Annotated in this window: 15 protein-coding genes and 1 riboswitch; of the genes, 10 read left to right on the top strand and 5 right to left on the bottom strand. The window is 33.6% G+C overall.

The window, feature by feature from the left end:
• Nucleotides 1–106: 106 nt before the first annotated feature.
• The 4 genes from ACEN2F_RS09150 (at nucleotide 107) to ACEN2F_RS09135 (ending at nucleotide 6,504) form a co-directional block, all read left to right on the top strand.
• On the top strand, nucleotides 107–2,593 hold the full coding sequence (locus ACEN2F_RS09150) for a DUF5686 family protein (RefSeq protein WP_441738148.1): 2,487 nt from the start codon (nucleotides 107–109) through the stop codon (nucleotides 2,591–2,593).
• A 98-nt stretch (nucleotides 2,594–2,691) separates the two neighbouring features.
• A complete protein-coding gene (locus ACEN2F_RS09145) occupies nucleotides 2,692–3,294 on the top strand; it encodes a DNA-3-methyladenine glycosylase family protein (RefSeq protein ID WP_441738146.1) in 603 nt (200 codons plus the stop codon).
• A 105-nt stretch (nucleotides 3,295–3,399) separates the two neighbouring features.
• A complete protein-coding gene (locus ACEN2F_RS09140; protein WP_441738144.1) occupies nucleotides 3,400–3,930 on the top strand; it encodes an inorganic diphosphatase in 531 nt (176 codons plus the stop codon).
• A gap of 111 nt (nucleotides 3,931–4,041) precedes the next feature.
• The gene (locus ACEN2F_RS09135) at nucleotides 4,042–6,504 is read left to right on the top strand and encodes a sodium-translocating pyrophosphatase (RefSeq protein WP_441738142.1); all 2,463 of its coding nucleotides are present in this window, start codon (nucleotides 4,042–4,044) and stop codon (nucleotides 6,502–6,504) included.
• Nucleotides 6,505–6,616: 112 nt separating this feature from the next.
• Here ACEN2F_RS09135 and ACEN2F_RS09130 read toward each other — a convergent pair whose 3' ends face one another.
• The gene (locus ACEN2F_RS09130; RefSeq protein ID WP_441738140.1) at nucleotides 6,617–7,231 is read right to left on the bottom strand and encodes a deoxynucleoside kinase; all 615 of its coding nucleotides are present in this window, start codon (nucleotides 7,229–7,231) and stop codon (nucleotides 6,617–6,619) included.
• Nucleotides 7,231–8,022 carry a hypothetical protein gene (locus ACEN2F_RS09125; protein WP_441738138.1) on the bottom strand — a complete coding sequence of 264 codons (792 nt, stop codon included), beginning with the start codon at nucleotides 8,020–8,022 and terminating at the stop codon, nucleotides 7,231–7,233. Before ACEN2F_RS09125 ends, ACEN2F_RS09130 begins: the two co-directional genes overlap by 1 nt.
• A 115-nt stretch (nucleotides 8,023–8,137) precedes the next feature.
• Here ACEN2F_RS09125 and ACEN2F_RS09120 point away from each other — a divergent pair, with 115 nt between their 5' ends.
• Entirely contained in the window at nucleotides 8,138–9,022 is an 885-nt protein-coding gene (locus ACEN2F_RS09120; RefSeq protein ID WP_441738136.1) for a GLPGLI family protein, read from the top strand.
• A gap of 7 nt (nucleotides 9,023–9,029) precedes the next feature.
• Here the strand turns inward: ACEN2F_RS09120 and ACEN2F_RS09115 are convergent, their stop codons facing one another.
• A complete protein-coding gene (locus ACEN2F_RS09115) occupies nucleotides 9,030–9,710 on the bottom strand; it encodes a response regulator transcription factor (RefSeq protein ID WP_441738134.1) in 681 nt (226 codons plus the stop codon).
• The gene (locus ACEN2F_RS09110) at nucleotides 9,703–11,292 is read right to left on the bottom strand and encodes a sensor histidine kinase (protein ID WP_441738132.1); all 1,590 of its coding nucleotides are present in this window, start codon (nucleotides 11,290–11,292) and stop codon (nucleotides 9,703–9,705) included. Before ACEN2F_RS09110 ends, ACEN2F_RS09115 begins: the two co-directional genes overlap by 8 nt.
• 117 nt (nucleotides 11,293–11,409) lie before the next feature.
• Here ACEN2F_RS09110 and ACEN2F_RS09105 point away from each other — a divergent pair, with 117 nt between their 5' ends.
• Together ACEN2F_RS09105 and ACEN2F_RS09100 are read left to right on the top strand one after the other, a co-directional pair.
• Nucleotides 11,410–12,258, top strand: coding sequence for a GLPGLI family protein (locus ACEN2F_RS09105; RefSeq protein WP_441738130.1), 849 nt, complete (start codon nucleotides 11,410–11,412; stop codon nucleotides 12,256–12,258).
• 60 nt (nucleotides 12,259–12,318) lie between these two features.
• Complete coding sequence (locus ACEN2F_RS09100) at nucleotides 12,319–15,021, top strand: carboxypeptidase-like regulatory domain-containing protein (RefSeq protein WP_441738128.1); 2,703 nt, start codon at nucleotides 12,319–12,321, stop codon at nucleotides 15,019–15,021.
• 201 nt (nucleotides 15,022–15,222) lie between these two features.
• Here ACEN2F_RS09100 and metK read toward each other — a convergent pair whose 3' ends face one another.
• On the bottom strand, nucleotides 15,223–16,473 hold the full coding sequence (gene metK / locus ACEN2F_RS09095) for a methionine adenosyltransferase (protein ID WP_441738126.1): 1,251 nt from the start codon (nucleotides 16,471–16,473) through the stop codon (nucleotides 15,223–15,225).
• Between the two features lie 759 nt (nucleotides 16,474–17,232).
• Here metK and ACEN2F_RS09090 point away from each other — a divergent pair.
• The 3 genes from ACEN2F_RS09090 to thrA all read left to right on the top strand — a co-directional run bounded on the left by ACEN2F_RS09090 (nucleotide 17,233) and on the right by thrA (nucleotide 21,255).
• Nucleotides 17,233–17,442 carry a hypothetical protein gene (locus ACEN2F_RS09090; protein ID WP_441738124.1) on the top strand — a complete coding sequence of 70 codons (210 nt, stop codon included), beginning with the start codon at nucleotides 17,233–17,235 and terminating at the stop codon, nucleotides 17,440–17,442.
• Between the two features lie 232 nt (nucleotides 17,443–17,674).
• Nucleotides 17,675–17,782, top strand: a riboswitch (SAM riboswitch).
• A gap of 78 nt (nucleotides 17,783–17,860) precedes the next feature.
• A complete protein-coding gene (locus tag ACEN2F_RS09085; RefSeq protein WP_441738123.1) occupies nucleotides 17,861–18,823 on the top strand; it encodes an alpha/beta fold hydrolase in 963 nt (320 codons plus the stop codon).
• A 17-nt stretch (nucleotides 18,824–18,840) separates the two neighbouring features.
• A complete protein-coding gene (gene thrA / locus ACEN2F_RS09080; protein WP_441738121.1) occupies nucleotides 18,841–21,255 on the top strand; it encodes a bifunctional aspartate kinase/homoserine dehydrogenase I in 2,415 nt (804 codons plus the stop codon).
• Nucleotides 21,256–21,264 lie beyond the last annotated feature (9 nt).

Below are 21,264 nucleotides of genomic sequence, written 5' to 3'. Positions count from 1 at the left end.
AATTGAAACAATCAATTTTTAGATCAAATAATTTGGAAGTATAAATTAACCATATTTAAAACTTCATCAATTTTTTTAATTTGATGAAGTTTTTTTTTGAATGACTATGAAAAAGAATTTCTTGTTTTTTCTGTTTTTTTTGGTGGTTTCGGCAACTACTGTTTTTGCGCAAACAAAAGTGAGTGGTGTTGTGGTCGATAAATCTAACTTGCCCATTCCGTTTGCAAATGTGGTTTTCAAAGGTTCCAGCGAGGGAATTGTAACTAATGAAGACGGTAAGTTTTACCTAGAATCAAAAAAAATATACACTACTTTACTTATATCTTCGGTTGGGTTTTCTGAAAAAGAAATCAACTTAGATAAAACGGTGAATTATAATTTTAAGATTCAGCTCAATGAAGCCGAAAGTTTAAAAGAGGTAATTGTTTTTGCCGGTAAAACATCAAAAAAGGACAATCCTGCGCTCGAAATTCTTAGGAAAATTTGGGAAAGAAAACGCAAAAACGGATTGTACATGTTTGACCAATACCAAATGGAAAAGTATGAGAAAATAGAATTTGATATGAATTCTATTGATAGTGCTTTTATGAAAAGCAAGCTTTTCAAAGGAATGGAATTTATATTCGATCAAATGGATACTTCTCGAGTAACCGGGAAAACCTACTTGCCTATTTTTATAAATGAATCCCTTAATGATGTTTATGGAGATAATAAATTAAAGAAAGTTAAGGAAAATATTAAAGCCAATAAAACATCTGGATTTAATGGAAACCAACAAATTTTAACCTTTGTAAAAGACTTGTATTCGGATTATAATATCTACAACAATTACTTGACTTTTTTTGATAAAAGCTTTACCAGTCCGCTATCTACAACGGGGATCGATGTTTATAATTACGTTTTGAAAGACAGTGCGTATATTGATGATAAATGGTGTTTTAATATTGTTTTTTATCCAAGACGTAAAAATGAATTGACTTTCAAAGGAGATTTTTGGGTCAATGATTCCACGTTTGCCATCAAGAAAATTAATATGGCAGTGACCAAAAGCGCCAATATCAATTGGGTAAAAGACATTTACTTAGAGCAGGAATTTGAAGTGGTTAGTGACTCGGTTTTCTTATTGACAAAGGATTATTTGATGTCCGACTTTGCTTTGAACAAAAAAGAAAATTCCAAAGGCGTTTATGGAAAACGTACTAGTTATTATAGAGATCATCAATTCAATAAAGAACTGCCTGCAGCTTTTTATCGAGACGAAGTCAATTATATGGATGACGAAGTCTACAATAAATCCGATGAATACTGGAAAGAAAACCGTTTCGAAAAATTAAGCAAGGATGAATTGGGTGTTTACAAAATGCTGGATACGTTACAAACTGTAAACAAATTCAAACAATTATATAGTTTGGTTTCCATTTTGGGAAGTGGTTATGTGGAGTTTAATAACTTTGATTATGGACCTGTTTTTTCCACTTTTGGATACAATGAAGTGGAAGGTGTACGCCTGCGAGTAGGTGGAAGAACTTATTTTGGACCTAACGATCCTTGGCGTATTCAGGCCTACACTGCGTATGGTTTTAATGATGATAAATTCAAATATGGAATTTCCGGAAAATGGATGGTCGACAAGAAAAACCGCATCATTTTATCTGGAGGAAATAGGCGCGATATTGAACAAATTGGTGCCAGTTTGACTACCACAAATGATGTTTTGGGCAGGAGTTTTGCTTCGTCATCTGTATTCTCTTCCGGCAGCAACGGGAAATTGACCAATATCAATTTGACTAATGTTGCCATCGAGGTGGAACCTGTAAAGAATTTAACGTTTCAGGCGGGGATTTCGTATCGTACGCTGGAGTCTGCATCGCCTACTTTTAGTTTGGATTATTACACGGATGCAGCCAAAACAGTTACTAAAAGTGATGTGAAGCAATCCGAAGCGAACTTCCAGATCGAGTATTCTCCAAATCGGAAAACAATTGGTTTTGGGGTAGAAAGAAGCAATGTAGACAGCCCTTTTAGTCGTTTCTTTATTAATTATAGCCATGGATTTAAAGGACTTTTAGATAGTGATTTCAAATATGACAAAGTACAATTGTATTACAAACAACCTATAATAATTGGCCCCTTAGGTAGAACTAATATTATTATGGAAGTGGGTAAAACCTTTGGAACGGTTCCTTTGGGATTGATGAGTGTGATTCCGGGAAATCAAACTTTTTTCACCATAGAAAACACGTTTAGCAATCTTAATTTCTATGAATTTGTATCAGATCAATACGCCACTTTGCAGTGGAATCACAATTTCAATGGGCGTCTTTTTTCCAGAATTCCATTCATGCGCAAACTCAATTGGAGAGAAATTGTTTCCGTAAAAGGGGTTTATGGAAGTATTTCTGATGAAAACAGAGCTATTAATGCTTCTGGACTCATTTATAATGCCCCTGAAAAAGGATATTGGGAATACAGCGCCGGAATTGGGAATATCTTCAAAGTGTTTCGTATCGATTTTGCTTGGCGCGGCAATTATCTAAACGTACCTGACACAAATCGTTTTACAGTAAAAGGGTCGTTTGGGTTTAATTTTTAGGAGCTATTCCGGCTGTACACTATATCTTTTTATAAGGCGAATAAAAATCGCCTTATAAAAAGGATGCCGTTTCCATCCGGGCTAAAAAACAGTTACTTATGCAAGAAGCCATTGACTATCTTTCAGATAAAGACACTATTTTCAAAGCTATTATTGACCAATATGGATTACCTGTTATTCCTAAAAGACCGCAAGGTTTTGAGACTTTAGTACTGTTGATTTTAGAACAACAAGTTTCGATAGATTCGGCAAAAGCCACTTTTTTGAAAATCAAAGCCAGTCAAAAAGCCGTAATACCCGATGTTCTTCTTGACGTATCGGATGCCGAATTTAGGAATCTTGGCGTAAGTCGTCAAAAAACGTCGTATATCAAGGCTTTGGCAACAGCCATATTAAATAAAGAACTTGATTTAGAAAGTTTGCCAGACAAAACAGCTCAACAAGTTAGAGAAGAGCTGATTAAAATTAAAGGAATAGGAAACTGGACCATTGATATCTATTTAATGTTTTGTTTGCAAGAACCGGATTTATTGCCATTAGGAGATATTGCAGTTGTAAATACAATAAAAGAATTATTGGATATTCATGACAAGGACGGGATGCAGCTGCATACTTTGAAATGGAGTCCGTATCGATCTTTTGCAACTTATGTATTATGGCATTATTATTTGAAGAAGAGAAATAGAACCGTTTTTTACTAAAGTGCTGTCTCTTAAAATTTAATCAATAGATAAAATAGATTTTATATTGTTGAAAGGGATTCTTTACTTATTTTTGCAACCATAAAATATAGAAAAGAAACTAAAATGACTGCAGACAAATTAACAACGTTCGATGTCTTAATCGAAATACCAAGAGGAAGTAGAAATAAATACGAATATGATTTCGAAATAAAAAGAATGCGTTTTGACAGAATGTTATTTTCTTCAATGATGTATCCGGCTGATTACGGATTTATCCCCGAAACATTAGCCTTAGATGGAGATCCACTAGACGTTTTGGTTTTAGTAAATGAACCTACTTTTCCTGGATGTGTAATGGAAGTAAAACCTATTGGTGTTTTCCATATGGCAGATGACAAAGGACCTGATGAAAAAGTAATTTGTGTACCAGTTTCAGATCCAATTTGGAATTCATTAAATGATTTGTCAGATATGAATCCGCATTTACTAAAAGAAATTGAACATTTCTTTCAAGTATATAAAGATCTTGAAAACAAAACAGTAGATGTTGGTGGTTGGGGTGATGTAAATGAAGCCTATGCCATTATCAAAGAATGTACAGACCGTTTCAATGCAATTGAAAATAAACCGGAGGGATTGTTTAGTATTAAATAATTTTATACCACAATTTTTACAAAAAAAGCAATATTCTGTTAAGAGTGTTGCTTTTTTGTTTAAATTCGTTTCGTTACATTATTAATTTTAACCAAAAACCAAACCAAAATTATGAATACAATAATGATTTATTTGCCAATAGCCATGGCATTTATTGGACTGGCGTTTATGTTTACGAAGCGAGCATGGGTTTTAAAACAAGATCCTGGTGACGGTAAAATGAAAGAGATTTCAGATTACATTTACGAAGGAGCATTGGCTTTCCTTAAAGCAGAATATAGGTTATTGACTTTCTTCGTCATTGGAGCAAGTGTTGTTTTAGCCGGAATTTCATTTATTGTTCCTACAACACATATATTAATAGTAGTTGCCTTTGTTTTTGGTGCTTTTTTCTCGGCTTTAGCAGGAAATATGGGAATGAAAATTGCAACAAAAACCAATGTTAGAACTACACAGGCTGCACGTACGAGTTTGCCACAAGCCTTAAAAGTGTCTTTTGGTGGTGGAACCGTAATGGGATTAGGGGTTGCAGGTTTAGCGGTTTTAGGACTGACCACTTTCTTTATATTTTTCTTTCACTTTTTTATGAATGGAGTTTGGACTTCTACAGAAGACATGACCATTGTATTGGAAACGCTAGCCGGATTTTCTCTTGGAGCAGAATCTATTGCTTTGTTTGCCAGAGTTGGTGGAGGGATTTACACGAAAGCGGCCGATGTAGGTGCTGATTTAGTGGGGAAAATTGAAGCTGGAATCCCTGAAGATGATCCTCGTAATCCGGCCACAATTGCGGATAATGTAGGAGATAATGTGGGTGATGTTGCTGGAATGGGTGCCGATTTATTTGGTTCTTATGTAGCAACCGTTTTGGCAGCGATGGTTCTTGGGAATTATGTAATTAAAGATATGGGAGGAAATATTCAAGATGCTTTTGGCGGAATTGGACCCATATTATTACCAATGGCAATTGCCGGTTTTGGAATCTTATTTTCTATTATCGGAACGATGCTTGTGAAAATTACAGATGATAATGCGAAGGAAGCACAAGTTCAAAAAGCATTAAATATAGGGAACTGGGTATCAATAGGATTAACCTTTGTTGCATGTTATTTTTTAGTGCAATATATGTTGCCGGAAACCATGAAAATGGATTTCTTTGGCGAAGGGACTAAAGAAATTTCATCAATGCGTGTATTTTACGCCACAATTGTTGGATTAGTAGTCGGAGCCGTTATCTCTTCTGTTACAGAATATTACACAGGACTAGGGACAAAACCCGTTATGGCGATTGTACAAAAATCGTCAACTGGCGCAGGAACAAATGTAATTGCAGGTTTAGCTACGGGAATGATTTCTACGTTTCCGACTGTACTTTTATTTGCAGCGGCAATTTGGGGTTCTTATGCTTTTGCAGGATTTTATGGTGTTGCTTTGGCTGCTTCAGCGATGATGGCAACAACAGCGATGCAATTGGCAATCGATGCTTTTGGACCCATATCGGATAATGCCGGTGGAATTGCAGAGATGAGCGAATTACCAAAAGAAGTACGCACCAGGACAGATATCCTTGATGCCGTAGGAAATACTACAGCAGCAACAGGAAAAGGATTTGCTATCGCTTCGGCGGCATTAACATCACTGGCTTTATTCGCTGCTTATGTCACGTTTACGGGAATTGACGGTATTAATATTTTCAAAGCACCTGTTTTAGCGATGTTATTTGTGGGTGGAATGATACCGGTAGTTTTCTCGGCTTTGGCCATGAATTCTGTTGGGAAAGCCGCGATGGATATGGTGTATGAAGTGCGTCGTCAGTTTAGAGAAATTCCAGGAATTATGGAAGGAACCGGAAAACCGGAATATGCAAAATGTGTTGATATTTCTACCAAAGCCGCTTTGCGCGAAATGATGCTGCCCGGAATTCTGACTATTGGTTTCCCAATCGCGATTGTTCTTTTAGGGAAGTTGGTGTATTCAGATAACAACCAGTTAATTGCCGAAATGCTGGGAGGTTATATGGCTGGAGTTACCGTTTCGGGTGTGCTTTGGGCTGTTTTTCAAAACAATGCCGGAGGTGCTTGGGACAACGCTAAAAAATCTTTTGAAGCAGGTGTGCTGATTAATGGTGAAATGACCTATAAAGGTTCTGATGCACATAAAGCGGCGGTTACCGGAGATACGGTTGGCGATCCGTTCAAAGATACTTCTGGGCCATCCATGAATATTTTAATTAAATTGACCTGTTTGATAGGACTTGTAATTGCACCAATTTTAGGAAATGGAAGCCACACCATATCTGAAAATATGGCGACTTGCTGTATAACAACAGGAAAATGCACTTCAATGTCAGCGGAAGAATGCAAAGCAAAAGGCTGTACAAATAAAACTTGTGAACATATGAATGCAGTAGTAATGCCAAATCATATGATGTCTAAAGAAGTTTCTATCGAAAAAATGAATGTAGATGGAAAAGTAAAAGCGACCATTAAAACAACTGTAAACGGAAAAGAAGACATTCAAAGTTTTGAAGGAACTGATGCAGAAGTTCAGGCTAAGATTGATGCTTTGAAGTAATTAACTGTCTTGTAAATAATAAATGCCTCGCAATTTGCGAGGCATTTTTGTTTTTATGTGTTTATCTCCAGTTTGTACTCCCTTTCCTTCGGAGAGGGTTAGGGAAAGAATCCTAAAACAACCCGTTCAATTCTGCATCGATACGATTAAAAATAGTTCCTAAATCTTCAGGATTGTCAACAAAATTTATGTTGTCTACGTCAATAATTAATAATTTTCCTTTATTGTAGGTATGAATCCAACCTTCGTATCTTTCGTTCAGTCGACTCAAATAATCAATAGAAATTGAGTTTTCGTATTCACGACCCCGTTTGTGTATTTGACCGACTAAATTAGGAATAGAGCTTCTTAAATAGATCAATAAATCAGGCGCTTTAACCGTAGATTCCATTAATTCAAAAAGAGAAGAATAATTCTGGAAATCACGATTGGTCATTAAACCCATTGCATAAAGGTTAGGAGCAAAAATATGTGCATCTTCATAAATAGTGCGGTCCTGAATGATTTTTTTGCCACTTTCGCGAATTTGCATTACCTGACGGAAACGACTATTCAAGAAATAAATTTGTAAATTAAAAGACCAGCGTTCCATTTGGTGGTAAAAATCATCTAGGTAAGGATTGTCAACAACGTCTTCATAATGTGGTTCCCACTTGAAATGTTTCGCTAGTAATCGTGTCAAAGTCGTCTTTCCAGATCCTATGTTTCCTGCTATTGCTATGTGCATTACGGTAGTATGATTTTATAATTTGTAATTCCCTCAGCTGTAAAAATAGATAAAATTTGGTCTTTGTAAGAGAATTTTTTTGAGCTTTTTTCGGCTATTTTGATCTCGCTTTTTTGGGTTTTTTCCAAATCGTGGTAAACTAAAATTCCGTCTTTCAAATAAAGAAATTGATTCTCATTAATAATTGCAATCGATGCGAAATCAGGAACTTTTCCGTTGTTTGTAATTCTTCCAAAAACATCGCAAATGTACCAGTTGTTCTCATTGTCAATCCAATGGAATGAATTAAAATCTGAAAAATAATTCTTGATACTTTCTGTAAACGGAACTGAAATCGTCTTTAAAAGGTTGTTTAAATAATCATATAATCCCAATTGCTGATTCATACTGTTATGAACCCACAACTGATTTTGAGAAGCAATTCCAACTGCAGTGGCTACAATTGGAATTAGACTTTCTGAAAAATTTATTTTTTGGGTCTCATTCAGTTGATTGTCCAAAATAACAACAGTATTGAAATTTTCGTAAAATAATACAATTTTAAGGGGGTTTTGGAAGTCAACTTTGGTGATTTTGCCCAATGAAATATTCTTATATTCTAAAGTATCCTGCTTTCCAATTTTAGAAAAAACATTGTTTTTGATGGTGTAATAAAAACCAAATGAATCATAACCTAAAAATGCATCTCCATCAAAACGAATAGAATCGATTTTAACAGCCGTCAGTTTTTGGTTCTGACTAAAAGCAACTGAAAACGACATAATAAATAGCAAAAGCACTAATTTCTTCATAAAAGCGAAATTACAATTAAACGGTATATAATTTTGATTGTTTTATTATTATTTTAACAGATTACTTGTAACAAAAATAGTATTTTTCACTCTTATTTAATAAAATCCAATAGTTATGTACAAAGTAATTTTCGCAATAATAGTAACAATCGCATCATTTTTGGGACTGCAAGCTCAGGAATTCCAAGGAATGGCAGTATATGAATCGAAAACAAGTACCTCTGATTTCAAAACACGAATGGAGGGCAATAAGGATATGACTCCAGATATGCAAAAAATGATTGAGGAAAGAATGAAGAAAATGTTCGAAAAAACATTCATTCTTAATTTTGATAAATCGGCATCGATATACAAAGAAGAAGAAAAACTCGATGCTCCAGGTCAAGGTGGTGGAATGCGAATGATGATGTCTATGACTGGCGGTGGCGGAACGTATTATAAAAACGTAAAAGAGAAATCGTATACCGTTGATAAGGAATTTATGGGCAAAGAGTTTCTGGTAAAAGATTCGCTCCCTAATTTACAATGGAAAATGGAAGGAGAAACCCGAGTTATTGGTGGTTACAATTGTTTCAAAGCAACTGCCGTACGTCCTGCGAGTAAAACAGATTTTAGAAACATCAGACCTAAAAAAGAAGATGCAACAACAAAGCCAGCGGATGCGGCCAAGAAAACAAGTATTCTAGATGAACTGGATATGCCGAAAGAAACGGTAATTACGGCTTGGTATACTCCGGAAATCCCGGTGAGTCAAGGGCCAGAAAACTATTGGGGATTACCGGGTTTAATATTGGAAGTGAATGACGGTAAAACAGTTATTTTATGTTCGAAAGTGGTTCTGAATCCGAAAGTTAAAACCGAAATAGAAGCGGCAACTAAAGGAAAATTAACATCTCAAAAAGAATTTGATGAAACTGTTTTGAAAAAAATGGAGGAATTCAGAGACATGAACCAAGGACGTGGTGGAAATGGAGGAATGCGAATGAGAATTGGAGGGTAAACTAATTTTAACAAATTAATTTGCAGCCTTGACCACGAACATTTATAATTTGAATGTTGGGATCAAGGCTTAATTTTTTCCTCAACTTTGTAATAAAAACATCCATACTCCTACCATTAAAAAAATCATCTTCTCCCCAAATTTTATTTAAAATTAAGGAACGTTCAACTATTTTATTTTTATTTTCAGACATTATATTTAATAGAATTGCTTCACGATGCGTTAAGGAGATTGTAGTATCAAGGTACTGTAAGGTTTGTTTAGTAAGATTAAAAATATAAATGCCAATCGTAATGTTATCCTCGTTTTTAATAGCAGTTTTTCTGCCAAGAAGAGAGTGGATTCTAACGATTAGCTCCTCCATGCTAAAAGGTTTTTTTAGATAGTCATTGCCTCCAGAATTAAATCCATCGACCACATCTTGTGTTTGTGATTTAGCAGTAAGGAAAATTATCGGAGTTTTATTATCTAATTTCCGAATGTCTTTAGCTACTGAAAAACCATCTTTTTTAGGCATCATGACATCTAAAACAAGTAATTCTATTTTTTCATTTTTAAAAACTTCAATAGCTTCTTCGCCATCTTTACAATGAATGACCTCAAAATTTCTAGTTTCTAAACTTTCTTTAATGATTTGTGCTAATGCAGGTTCGTCTTCGGCTAGGATTATTTTTATTTTTTTAGACATGAGCTAATGTGATTTTAAAGATGTTTTTTGAGTTTACGATTAGTTCAAGTGTTCCCTGATGTTTCTCTATGATTTTTTTGGAATAATATAAACCTATTCCAAAGCCTTTTACATCATGGATATTTCCTTTTGGAATTCTGTAAAACTTTTCGAAAATCTTTTCATGTTGATTTTTATCAATTTCAGTTCCATTATCTTGAACTGTTATTTCTATCCTTTTTTTATCTGATTTTAAGCAAACTTCAATTTGAGGACCTCCATATTTTATAGCATTGTCGATTAGATTTGAAATTGCATTTTCAAAATGAAATGTATCTACGTCCAATATTAATTCTTCCTGATTAGAAATAAAATCAATGGTTTTGTTTGAGGTGTTCAATTGGTGTTTCTCAACATTTTTCTTCAATAATTGAACTATATCAATCGGTTCTTTGTTTAGCGCAAGATTATCAGATTCTAACGAAGCAGTTTCCAAAAGTTTTTCAACCATAATGGCTAATTTTTCTAATTGCTGGCTTGCTATTTCCAAATAGCGATGTGTTTTTTTAGGATCATTAACGGAATTAAAATTCTTGATTCCCTCTATTGCCGATGAAATGGTGGTGATCGGTGTTTTAAATTCATGAGTAATATTGCTGATTAAATCGTTTTTGATTTCATCAATTTTTTTCTGACGGTTTATAATTCTCAAAAGATAAAATAAAGAACCGACAATGGAAAACGATAACAGTAACGAAAGAATTATTTCAATCATGCTTCTTTTTAAAAGTAGTACTGTAGGATCAGAAAATGAAATTTTCAGTTTGTCGTTAATGGGAAGATAGACTGATTTTGAAAAAGTAGAAAGAGGTAGTTTTACTAATTTGACTGAAGTGTTTTTTTTAAATTTATCAAAAAGAGTGTTTAATTTGAAATGCTCTAAAGTATAATCAACAACAATTTTTTTTCGTGAAAGTTCGTTATCTAAAATTTTACTCAATTTATTGAATGCAACGGAATCTTTATTCATAGATATTACAATTCTACTTCTAGAATCTTTTATTTGTAAGAGGCTATCTGTTGCTTTTTTTCCTCGTAATATTAATACTGAGGAATTCGTTTTAGACTTTGATTTAGTGTAGGTAACTGTTTTATTGTCATTTTCTTTCTCGTTTTTAATGATTTTTGAATCCAATTTCATTAAATTATTTGTATCTGGTACCGAACGAATTTTGGATTCTGAAATTTTTAAAGATGTAGTTACAGATGATTTTTTTGTAGATTTTATTGAATCAACTTTTGAAATTTTATGATGATTTCTTTTTGCTTTATAATTTTTAAAAACGGTATCAAGTTTTAAGTCATCCATAAATTGCTCGTCGGATATGGAATCATCTCGGTTTACAAAAGCGATATAATTTTCTTTCGACTGTTCGATATAATAGTATTCAGTACTATTGTCAAAAGCAATTTGTACATCATTAATTAATCGTTGTTTGTTTTCTTTGCAGTTTTTAATATTCCAATATACTTGTAAACTGATGGTCGCCAAAATAGTTAGGCTTACAAAAAAAATAATAGCGGTGTAATTTTTCACTTTCATTTTTCAAATATAAGAACTAAATGCTTTTGAATTGACCCATTAACAATCGTTAACTTTGGTTAACTATTATTGTGGTTATTTAGAACTTTATTTGTCATCTAACCTAAAAGCTATAAAATGAAAAATTTATTCAAAGTAATTTATTTAACAATAATTTTAACTACTGTCAATTTAACCGTTGCTCAAAACTTTAAAGGCAAAGCAATTTATCAATCTAAAATCAAATCCGAGGAAACTGTCGTTGAGATCAAGTCTGAAAAAGATGCAGAATTTGACAAGGCATTGCAAAAAGAATGGGAGAAAGTTTCACAAAAAACATATTCATTAAGTTTTAATAAAACAGAATCTTTATTTGAAGAAGAACAAAAGCTTGAGCCTGTGGGACAAAGTGATAGCGGAATGACTATTAGTATTACCATTTCAGGAGATGGAAAGAAGTACATGAATCGGAAGGTGCAAAAACAAATTTTTGAAGGCGAAATTTTCGAAAAAAAATATCTTATTACTGATGAATTAACGAATTGGGATTGGAAATTAAAAGAAGAAACTAAAAAAATAGGCGATTACCTATGTTATAAAGCTGAGATTGTAATTCAGGTTACTGCTGCTCAAAAAGAAGAGTATCAGGATTATTTAAAAAATAAATTTAAACAGAAAACAAATTTATTTGAAATGGATGAGCCCAAAAACAACATTGTTATTGCTTGGTATACATTAGAAATCCCGGTTAATCATGGACCAGATAAATATTCAGGTCTACCAGGTTTAATTTTGGAATTAAATGATGGAGAAGTTACATTTTTATGCTCTAAAGTAGTTTTAAATAGTGAGGATAAAGAAAAAATTAAAGTTCCAAAGGAAGGAAAAGTGTTAACTCAAAAAGAATTCGATAAAGAAGAAAAAAAGAAAATGGACAGCATGAAGGATAAGGATGGAAATATCATTTTTAGAACCTTCACGAATTAGTTGTTTTGTAACGAATTAAACCTTTTTATGACTAACTAGTCACACTCACAAACCCATTCAATGAAAAAACAGTACCTTTTTTTATTTTTCTTAATTACTTCATTTTCCTTTGCTCAATCCGTTAAATTAGAAGGTCTCATAACCGATTCAAAAGTTACAGGTCTCGAAATGGCCAATGTAATGGCGGTAAACAAAACTACAAAAGCAATGGATTCTTACGCCATAACAAATGACAAAGGAAAATTTCTTCTTAATCTAAAACCAAATACAGCGTATAATATCAAAATCAGTTATTTGGGAATGCAGAATAAAGAATTGGAAATTACCACAACTTCAGAAAATAGCATTAAAAATATTGCGCTTGAAGAAGGTGGAATTGAACTCGACGGAGTTGAAATTGTTCGGGAAATGCCAGTTTCGATAAAAGGAGATACTATTGTTTATAATGCGGATTCTTTTAAATCTGGAACCGAGCGAAAACTTGAAGATATTCTGAAAAAATTACCAGGAGTTGAGGTCAATGCCGATGGCGAAATTGAAGTGGAGGGGAAACGAGTAACTAAATTAATGGTAGAAGGAAAAGACTTTTTTGATGGGGATACGAAGTTAGGAGTCAAAAATATTCCGGCTGATGCCATTGACAAAATCCAAGTGTTGCGAAACTATAACGAAAATTCAATCCTAAAAGGAGTAGAGAATAATCAGGATAATATTGCAATGAATATCAAACTCAAATCAGGAAAGAAAAATTTCTGGTTTGGCGATATGACCGCTGGAATTGGAGTAGCACACGAGGAAAGCCGTTATTTGATAAACCCGAAATTATTTTATTATAATCCAAAATACAGCATTAACATAATCACGAATTTTAATAATATTGGCGAACTACCGTTGACAATTCAGGATTATTTTAAATTCACAGGTGGTTTTCGCGGGATGATGCAAAAAGGCGGTTCCAGTTTTAATGTGTCTTCAAACGATTTAGGAATTTCACTGCTTAGAAATAATCGCGCCAAGGAAATTGAAACTAAATTTGGAGCTACAAATTTCTCCTACAATGTGAATAAAGTATGGACTTTAAGCGGTTTTGGGATTCTTTCTTCTTCGCTAACGGATTTAGAAACAAAGTCACAAACAAATATTTTACAGCCTAATTCCTCTGAAATTTTTTCGACCGAGAACCGTCAGGAAATGGCAAACCAAAAAAGTAACCTGGGATTATTCAAATTGAGCTCCAGTTATAAACCCAATGCGCGGTTTCAATTTGATTATGATGTTTTGACTAAATTATCCAAACAAGACGAGAGCAATTCTTTATTAAGAGAATCTATTGTGGGGAATAACTCAGCACTTGAAAATATTAATTCGATAAAAAATCAAGATCCAATTTCAGTAAATCAAAACTTGAGTTTGTATTTTACGCAAAGCGACAAGAATATTTTTGCTTTTGAAATGCAGCATTTGTACCAAGAGGAAGATCCTTTTTATAATGCGAATCTAAGATTTCAACCTTTTAGTTTGGCCGGATATGTTACTGGACAAAACAGAAATAACATCAATCAGAGTCGTTTTGTAAAAACCAATAAAATAGACTCCAAATTGGATTATTATTACATGATTACACCAAAAAGCAATATCAATGTGACGTTAGGAAATACGTATTCCCATCAAAATTTCAATTCCGGTATTTTTCAAATTCTGGATAATGAAACAGTTAATAATCTGACTAATACTGCCAATACCAATGATGTAACTTACAATTTCAACGACACGTTTTTAGGATTGCATTATAAGATTTTGACTGGAAAATTCACGTTTACTCTTGGAGTAAGTCTGCACAGTTACAATACGACAAATGAGCAATTAGCGACCAGTAACAGTCAAAATTTCCTCCGAGCATTGCCGGATTTCTTGGCAATTTACCAATTAAAAAAATCGGAAACATTAACCTATAATTTTTCGTATACCAATAATTTTACTGATATAAATCAACTTGCTGAAGGGTTTATTTTTTCCAATTACAACAGCCTGATTAGAGGAAACCGATTTTTAGAGAACGCTACAGCTCAAGTACATTCGTTGCGTTATTTTAAATACAACATGTTTAATTTTGAAAATATTTCTGCGGTAGCTTCCTACTCAAAAAGGGTGGATGCAATAAAAACTAGTGCCGTATTCAACGGAGTCAATCAAACCTCATCGCCTTTCAATTCTGATTTTGCAGATGAGACCTTATCCGGAAACGGTTCGTACGGACGTTCTTTCTTAAAGAATTACAAAGCATCTTTGGCAGCTTCTCTAAATTGGTCCAAATTCAATAACATCCAAAATAATGTGTTGTCCGCAAATGAGAGTTTTACCCAAAACTATACCTTAAAAGCGTCAACAAATTACAAGAAAATGCCTAATCTGGAAATAGGATATAATGTGGTTACGAATGATTACAATAACGCTATTTTTTACACAGAAAGACCCTTCGCTAAGTTGGATTATTTCTTTTTGAATAGTTTTTCTTTCGTAGCGGAGTATGAATTCTATCATTATTATAACGACACTAAAACGGTCAATAATGAATATGATTTCCTGACTGCCAGTTTGATTTATCAAAAGAAAGGCAGTAAGTTAGAATACAAAGTAAGCGGAACAAATTTGTTGAACACCACCTCATTAAATGACGATAATTTCAGTCAGTTTGCCACCAGAACTTCACAATATACAGTACAACCGCGTTATGTGATTTTCTCTTTAAAGTATAATTTGTAGGAGCTAATCCTGCTATACATTTCAATCTTTGCCAAAAAAAAAATATTTTTCTAAATAAATAAAGGAGCTTCCGCTGGTCGCTCTTTTTTTATAAGAAAAAATTAATTTTTTTTCAGCAAAGGATTTCCATTTCTATCAGGGCTAAAAAAAACCCGCAATCCAATTGAATTGCGGGTTTTAGAAATAAGTATTTTTAGAGGATTACAATCCAAAAGCTGTTTTAACTTGGTCAACAAAATCTAATTTTTCCCAAGTGAATAAATCAACAGTAACCGTTTTTGTTAAGCCGCCTGGTGCAGTAAAAGTTTTAGTAACGGTTTCTGGAGTACGTCCCATGTGTCCGTACGCAGCAGTTTCGCTATAGATTGGATTTCTTAATTTCAAACGTTGCTCGATAAAGTAAGGACGCATGTCAAAAATAGCTTCTACTTTTTTAGCAATTTCTCCATCAGTTAATTCTACTTTTGAAGTGCCATAAGTTTCTATAAAAATTCCCATTGGTTTAGCAACACCAATAGCATACGAAACCTGCACTAAAATCTCGTCAGCAACACCTGCTGCAACTAAGTTTTTAGCAATGTGACGAGTAGCATAAGCCGCACTTCTGTCTACTTTACTTGGATCTTTACCAGAGAATGCACCACCACCGTGAGCGCCTTTTCCACCGTAAGTATCTACGATGATTTTTCTTCCAGTAAGTCCAGTATCGCCGTGAGGTCCTCCAATTACAAATTTTCCAGTTGGATTGATGTGGTATTTAATTTGATCATTAAATAAATGAGCACTCGTTGGATTTTTTGCAATGATTCTTGGAATCAAAATTTCGATGATGTCTTTTTTGATTTTTGCAAGCATTGTTGCTTCTTCCTCAAAGTCATCATGCTGTGTCGAAATTACAATAGCTTCAATTCGAGTTGGCTTGTTATCATCACTGTATTCTAATGTTACTTGAGATTTAGCATCAGGACGTAAATAGGTGATTTCGTTATTTTCACGTCTTAAAACCGCTAATTCCTTTAATAATTTATGAGATAAATCAAGTGCCAAAGGCATATAATTTTCAGTTTCATTTGTCGCGTAACCAAACATCATTCCTTGGTCACCGGCCCCTTGTTCTTCAGGATTTGCTCTGTCAACACCTTGATTGATGTCAGCTGATTGTTCGTGAATGGCAGAAAGAATACCACAAGAATCCGCTTCAAACATATAGGCGCTTTTGGTGTAACCAATTCTTTTGATTACATCGCGAGCGATTTGCTGTACATCTAAATAGGTATTTGATTTTACTTCACCCGCTAAAATTACTTGACCTGTAGTCACTAAGGTTTCGCAAGCTACTTTTGAGTCAGCATCAAATGCCAAAAAATTATCAATTAATGCGTCTGATATTTGATCTGCAATTTTGTCTGGATGTCCTTCGCTTACAGATTCTGACGTAAATAAATAGGCCATAATAATTATTATTTTAAAATTAAGTGAGAAAAAATAATTGCTGAAAAGGACTAAAGGAGGGTTCCTGCTTTAGCATTTTTTCTACTGAAAATTTTTCAGCATCCATAATGAATTTGTTTCATTATGAAGAGGTTGCAATCAGTTCAAATTTTTCCTCTTATATTCGGATGCAAATGTATGAAACCATTTTGAATTGCAAATTAATCTTAACTTTTTTTTGCTGATAAATCTTTTTGTGGGTTTAATCAATTTAAAAATTAAGTGTGAAACTGTTTTTACTATTATTTTTGAAACTTATTTGGATATTTAAAAAATAATTTAGAAATTTGAGTTTCAATAAAAAAGTAAAAAATGAGATTTGATATTTGTAATATGTTTAAAGTCACAAAGGATAATTCCTAAGGGCAGTGTATTGCATAATTTTTAAATTAAATTATATAGCAAAAGCTTCCCAGATAACGGGAAGCTTTTTTTTTGAATATCAATAATAAATTTTACAGAAATAAAAGCATAAATGAATAACCTAAAATTCCAGCATTCAAATAATTCAACAGTTAATAAGGTGATGTGCGTCATTGCGATTACGTTTATGTACGTCTGTTGATTCCAAAAGTATAAGTTTACAAACAACTTGAAAACTCTTTTGGATATGTATCTAAAAGGGTTTTTTGTTTTAAGCCCTTATTTAAAAAGTAGCATGTAAATAATTTCATAAATGAAGTGTAACACCAAAAACCCAACACCCAACACCCAAAAATCATGAGCACGACAAAGCATTTCCCAAAGACAGTAGCGTTATTAGAACGTATTAGTTTTAACAACAGAAAAGAAAAGCAAAACGATTCTAAAAACGAATTGATTCATCCTAGATTTGAAATTTCAAAAAACGATGCATTGGCACAAAAAACAGTGCCTAATTCTTTGCTTTTTTTAATGTATTCACAAGAGAATGAAGCCCTTTTTATTTAAGAAATCCGAATTTATTTTCGGTTTTGAGATTCTCAAAAAGGTATTTAAAATTGTTGTTTTGACGAGGTAATAACTATAATTAGTTTTATGATACTTCGTCAAAACAGCAATTGTATGTTTATTGTTTTCAGGTTTTTATTGGAACCACACAAATAATCGATTGCGCATAAAAATTTGGTTGTTACAAAAAATAGTCCTTAATTTGCAATTATAAGTTCACAACCGTATTGAAATGTTATAAAGAAAGGCAGAGGGATTAGACCCGATGAAGCCTTAGCAACCCTTCGATTTATCGAAGAAGGTGCTGCATTCTACCACGCTCATCGTGGAAAGATAACACTAAGAATTTGTCTAGATAACTCCTAGCTTTCTTTCTAATATTTCCAAACACAAGTCAAAAATCATAAAAGATTTGAAATTGGAAAATAAATCAACATCCATTACATTACAAAATTTCACCACCGAAAGTGGCGCTTTTTATGCTGTCTTAAACTTAAGTTTTCAAGTTTTTGGACCTGAATTGCATACTGCTCCAATCGTTTTGGTCAATCATGCATTAACCGGAAATTCACAAGTTGTGGGAGAAAATGGTTGGTGGAATGATTTAATTGGCGCTAATAAAACTATAGATACTACAAAATATACGATACTCGCTTTTAATGTTCCCGGAAATGGCTTTGATGGTTTTAGCATCGAAAATTATTCGGACTTTAATGCCAGAGATATTGCTAGAATTTTTATTGAAGGGATTTGGTTTCTTGAAATTAAAAAACTACACGCCATTATTGGCGGTTCTGTTGGCGGAGGAATTGCTTGGGAAATGGTTGCATTGGAGCCAAAGATTACACAACATTTAATTCCTATTGCAACCGATTGGAAATCCACAGACTGGCTTATTGCCAATTGCTTTTTACAAGAGCAAATTTTGAAAAATTCTTCAAAACCTATTGAAGACGCCCGTACTCATGCAATGTTATGTTATAGAACTCCGGAATCTTTTGCTTCTAAATTTCAGCGAACCACCAATGAAGAATTATCTATTTTTAATGTAGAAAGTTGGTTGTTGCATCATGGTGAAAAATTGCAGAAACGCTTTCAAATTTCATCGTACAAAATGATGAATCAATTATTGAAGACGATAGATATTACCAGAAATCGTGGTTCATTCGAAGAAATAACGTCAAAAATTGAAGCTGATATTCATATTATCGGAATCAATTCAGACTTGTTTTTTACGGCAAATGAAAATAAAGCAACCTACGAGGAATTAAAAAGATATAAAAATAAGGTCAGCTATCAGGAAATTGTTTCCATTCACGGACACGATGCTTTTTTGATAGAATACAAACAATTACACAATTTGCTTCAGGATATATTCTAAGCCAAAAAAACAATACAATGAAAATATTAAAATTTGGAGGTAAATCGTTATCAAATGGCGATGGAATAAATAAAGTGGTTGCAATTATTACTGATAAAGTAAATCAAGGCGAGGAAATTGCAATTGTGGTTTCGGCAAGAGGGAATGCCACGGATGAACTGGAAGAAATTTTAAAGACTGCGGCTATTAACAAAGATTATAAACCACTTTTTGAGAATTTCAAAAAATACCAACAAGGCGATTATCAAAACGTGGATTTGTCAGTGGAATTTAATGTTTTGGAGAAATTATTTGAAGGTGTCAGTTTAATTGGCGATTACAGCAACAAAATAAAAGATCAGGTTTTGTCAAAAGGAGAATTGCTTTCTGCCAAATTATTGACAGCTATTTTGGTTGAAAACGGAATAAATGCCCGTTTTGCAGATACCAGAGAATTGATTAAAACCGATTCTAAATTTGGTGATGCCCAACCTTTGGAACAAATATCAAAGAAAAATGTCATCAATTATTTCAAGCAAAGTAGCGGGACTACCGTGAATATTATTACAGGTTTCATCGGTTCGAACAATAATAATGACACAACCACTTTAGGAAGAAACGGCAGTAATTACACCGCTTCGTTGATTGCGAATTACTTAAATGCGGACGAATTACAGAATTACACACACGTAGACGGAATTTATACCGCTAATCCTGACTTAGTGCTTGATGCCAAAAAAATTGACCATTTGTCGTTTAACGAAGCCAATGAAATAGCCAATTTTGGTGCGACGATTCTTCATGCCAAAACGATTATTCCTTTATTGGAAAAAAACATTCCGCTTCGTATTTTGAATACGTTCAACCACGAAAATAAAGGAACCTTAATAACATCCAATTCTAATAAAGAAGGAATTAAAACACTTTCCGTACTTGAAAATGTATCGTTAGTTAATCTGGAAGGAAGGGGATTACTGGGAAAAACTGGCGTTGATGCCCGTATTTTCAGAGTGATGGGTGACAATGATATCAGTGTAAGTATTATTTCTCAAGGTTCTTCAGAACGAGGAATTGGTTTAGTGGTAGCTGCTGATAAAGCGACTAAAGCCATGATTGAACTAGAGAAAGAATTTGAGAATGATTTCTATTCGAAAGATGTGAATAAAATCACGGTGACGGACGATGTTTCGGTGATTTCTATCATTGGCCAAGATTTGAGTACATTTCACAAGCCATACACTGCGTTGATAAAAAATAAAATTGTCCCGATTCTTTTCAATAATACGGTTACAGGTAAAAACGTGAGTTTGGTAGTAAAAAAATCGCAACTGAACAAAGCCTTAAACGTGATTCACGGGGAGATTTTTGGAGTATCCAAGAAAATCAATATCGCTATTTTTGGACATGGATTAGTTGGTGGAACGTTGATCAACCAGATATTGGAATCAGCTGCAACCATCGAAAAAAGAAAAGACATTAAGTTGAATGTTTTTGCGATTGCCAATTCCAGTAATGTACTTTTAAATAAGAACGGCGTTACTCCAAACTGGAAAAATGAAATTCAAAACAATGGATTTTCTTACACTATCGATGATGTAATTGCTTACGCAAATGAGCATCACTTAGAAAATTTGATTGCAATTGATAATACGGCAAGTGCTGAATTTGTTGGAAATTATATAAAATTAGCCGAAAATGGTTTTGATTTGATTTCTTCTAATAAAGTTGCCAATACATTAAGTTATAGTTTTTATAAAAAATTACGAAAAGTATTAGCGGTTAATCAAAAGAGTTATCTTTATGAAACTAATGTTGGAGCCGGATTGCCGTTGATTGATACAATTAAGTTATTGCACCTTTCAGGTGAAAATATCACGAAAATTAAGGGCGTTTTCTCTGGGACATTAAGTTATTTGTTCAATAATTTTTCTGCAAATGATGCGCCGTTCAGCGAAATATTAAAGGAAGCAATTGACAACGGTTATACCGAACCAGATGCAAGAGAGGATTTGTGCGGGAATGATGTAGGCAGGAAATTATTGATTTTGGCCAGAGAATTAGATTTGCAAAATGAGTTTGAAGAAATTAACATTCAAAATTTAATTCCAGAACATTTACGTGAAGGAGATGTGTCTGACTTTCTAAATAAATTGACGGAGTTTGATCCGATTTATGCTAAAATAAAAGCAGAGCAAAAGCCAAATCATGTGTTGCGTTATATAGGTGAATTGTCAGGCGATTTGCAAAATGACAAAGGAAATCTGGAAGTGAAATTAGTTTCTGTACCATCTGATACGGCGCTGGGAGGATTGAAAGGTTCTGATTCTTTCTTCGAAATTTACACAGAATCGTACGGTGACAGACCAATTGTGATTCAAGGTGCAGGAGCAGGATCAGCAGTAACAGCGAGAGGGGTTTTTGGAGATATTTTAAGGTTGTCGGATAAAGGGTAATGATAGTGT

The organism is Flavobacterium sp. W20_MBD1_R3, assembly GCF_052119725.1.
Classification (GTDB): domain Bacteria; phylum Bacteroidota; class Bacteroidia; order Flavobacteriales; family Flavobacteriaceae; genus Flavobacterium.
Note: the sequence above shows the minus strand (reverse complement) of the source record. Positions and strands in the feature narration are given on the sequence as shown.

Coding starts and splice junctions, on each gene's coding strand:
- ACEN2F_RS09150 (WP_441738148.1), top strand. CDS start 107: ATGAAAAAGAATTTCTTGTTTTTTCTGTTTTTTTTGGTGGTTTCGGCA.
- ACEN2F_RS09120 (WP_441738136.1), top strand. CDS start 8,138: ATGTACAAAGTAATTTTCGCAATAATAGTAACAATCGCATCATTTTTG.
- metK (WP_441738126.1), bottom strand. CDS start 16,473: ATGGCCTATTTATTTACGTCAGAATCTGTAAGCGAAGGACATCCAGAC.
- ACEN2F_RS09135 (WP_441738142.1), top strand. CDS start 4,042: ATGAATACAATAATGATTTATTTGCCAATAGCCATGGCATTTATTGGA.
- ACEN2F_RS09115 (WP_441738134.1), bottom strand. CDS start 9,710: ATGTCTAAAAAAATAAAAATAATCCTAGCCGAAGACGAACCTGCATTA.
- ACEN2F_RS09105 (WP_441738130.1), top strand. CDS start 11,410: ATGAAAAATTTATTCAAAGTAATTTATTTAACAATAATTTTAACTACT.
- ACEN2F_RS09125 (WP_441738138.1), bottom strand. CDS start 8,022: ATGAAGAAATTAGTGCTTTTGCTATTTATTATGTCGTTTTCAGTTGCT.
- ACEN2F_RS09130 (WP_441738140.1), bottom strand. CDS start 7,231: ATGCACATAGCAATAGCAGGAAACATAGGATCTGGAAAGACGACTTTG.
- ACEN2F_RS09145 (WP_441738146.1), top strand. CDS start 2,692: ATGCAAGAAGCCATTGACTATCTTTCAGATAAAGACACTATTTTCAAA.
- ACEN2F_RS09090 (WP_441738124.1), top strand. CDS start 17,233: ATGAGCACGACAAAGCATTTCCCAAAGACAGTAGCGTTATTAGAACGT.
- ACEN2F_RS09100 (WP_441738128.1), top strand. CDS start 12,319: ATGAAAAAACAGTACCTTTTTTTATTTTTCTTAATTACTTCATTTTCC.
- thrA (WP_441738121.1), top strand. CDS start 18,841: ATGAAAATATTAAAATTTGGAGGTAAATCGTTATCAAATGGCGATGGA.
- ACEN2F_RS09110 (WP_441738132.1), bottom strand. CDS start 11,292: ATGAAAGTGAAAAATTACACCGCTATTATTTTTTTTGTAAGCCTAACT.
- ACEN2F_RS09140 (WP_441738144.1), top strand. CDS start 3,400: ATGACTGCAGACAAATTAACAACGTTCGATGTCTTAATCGAAATACCA.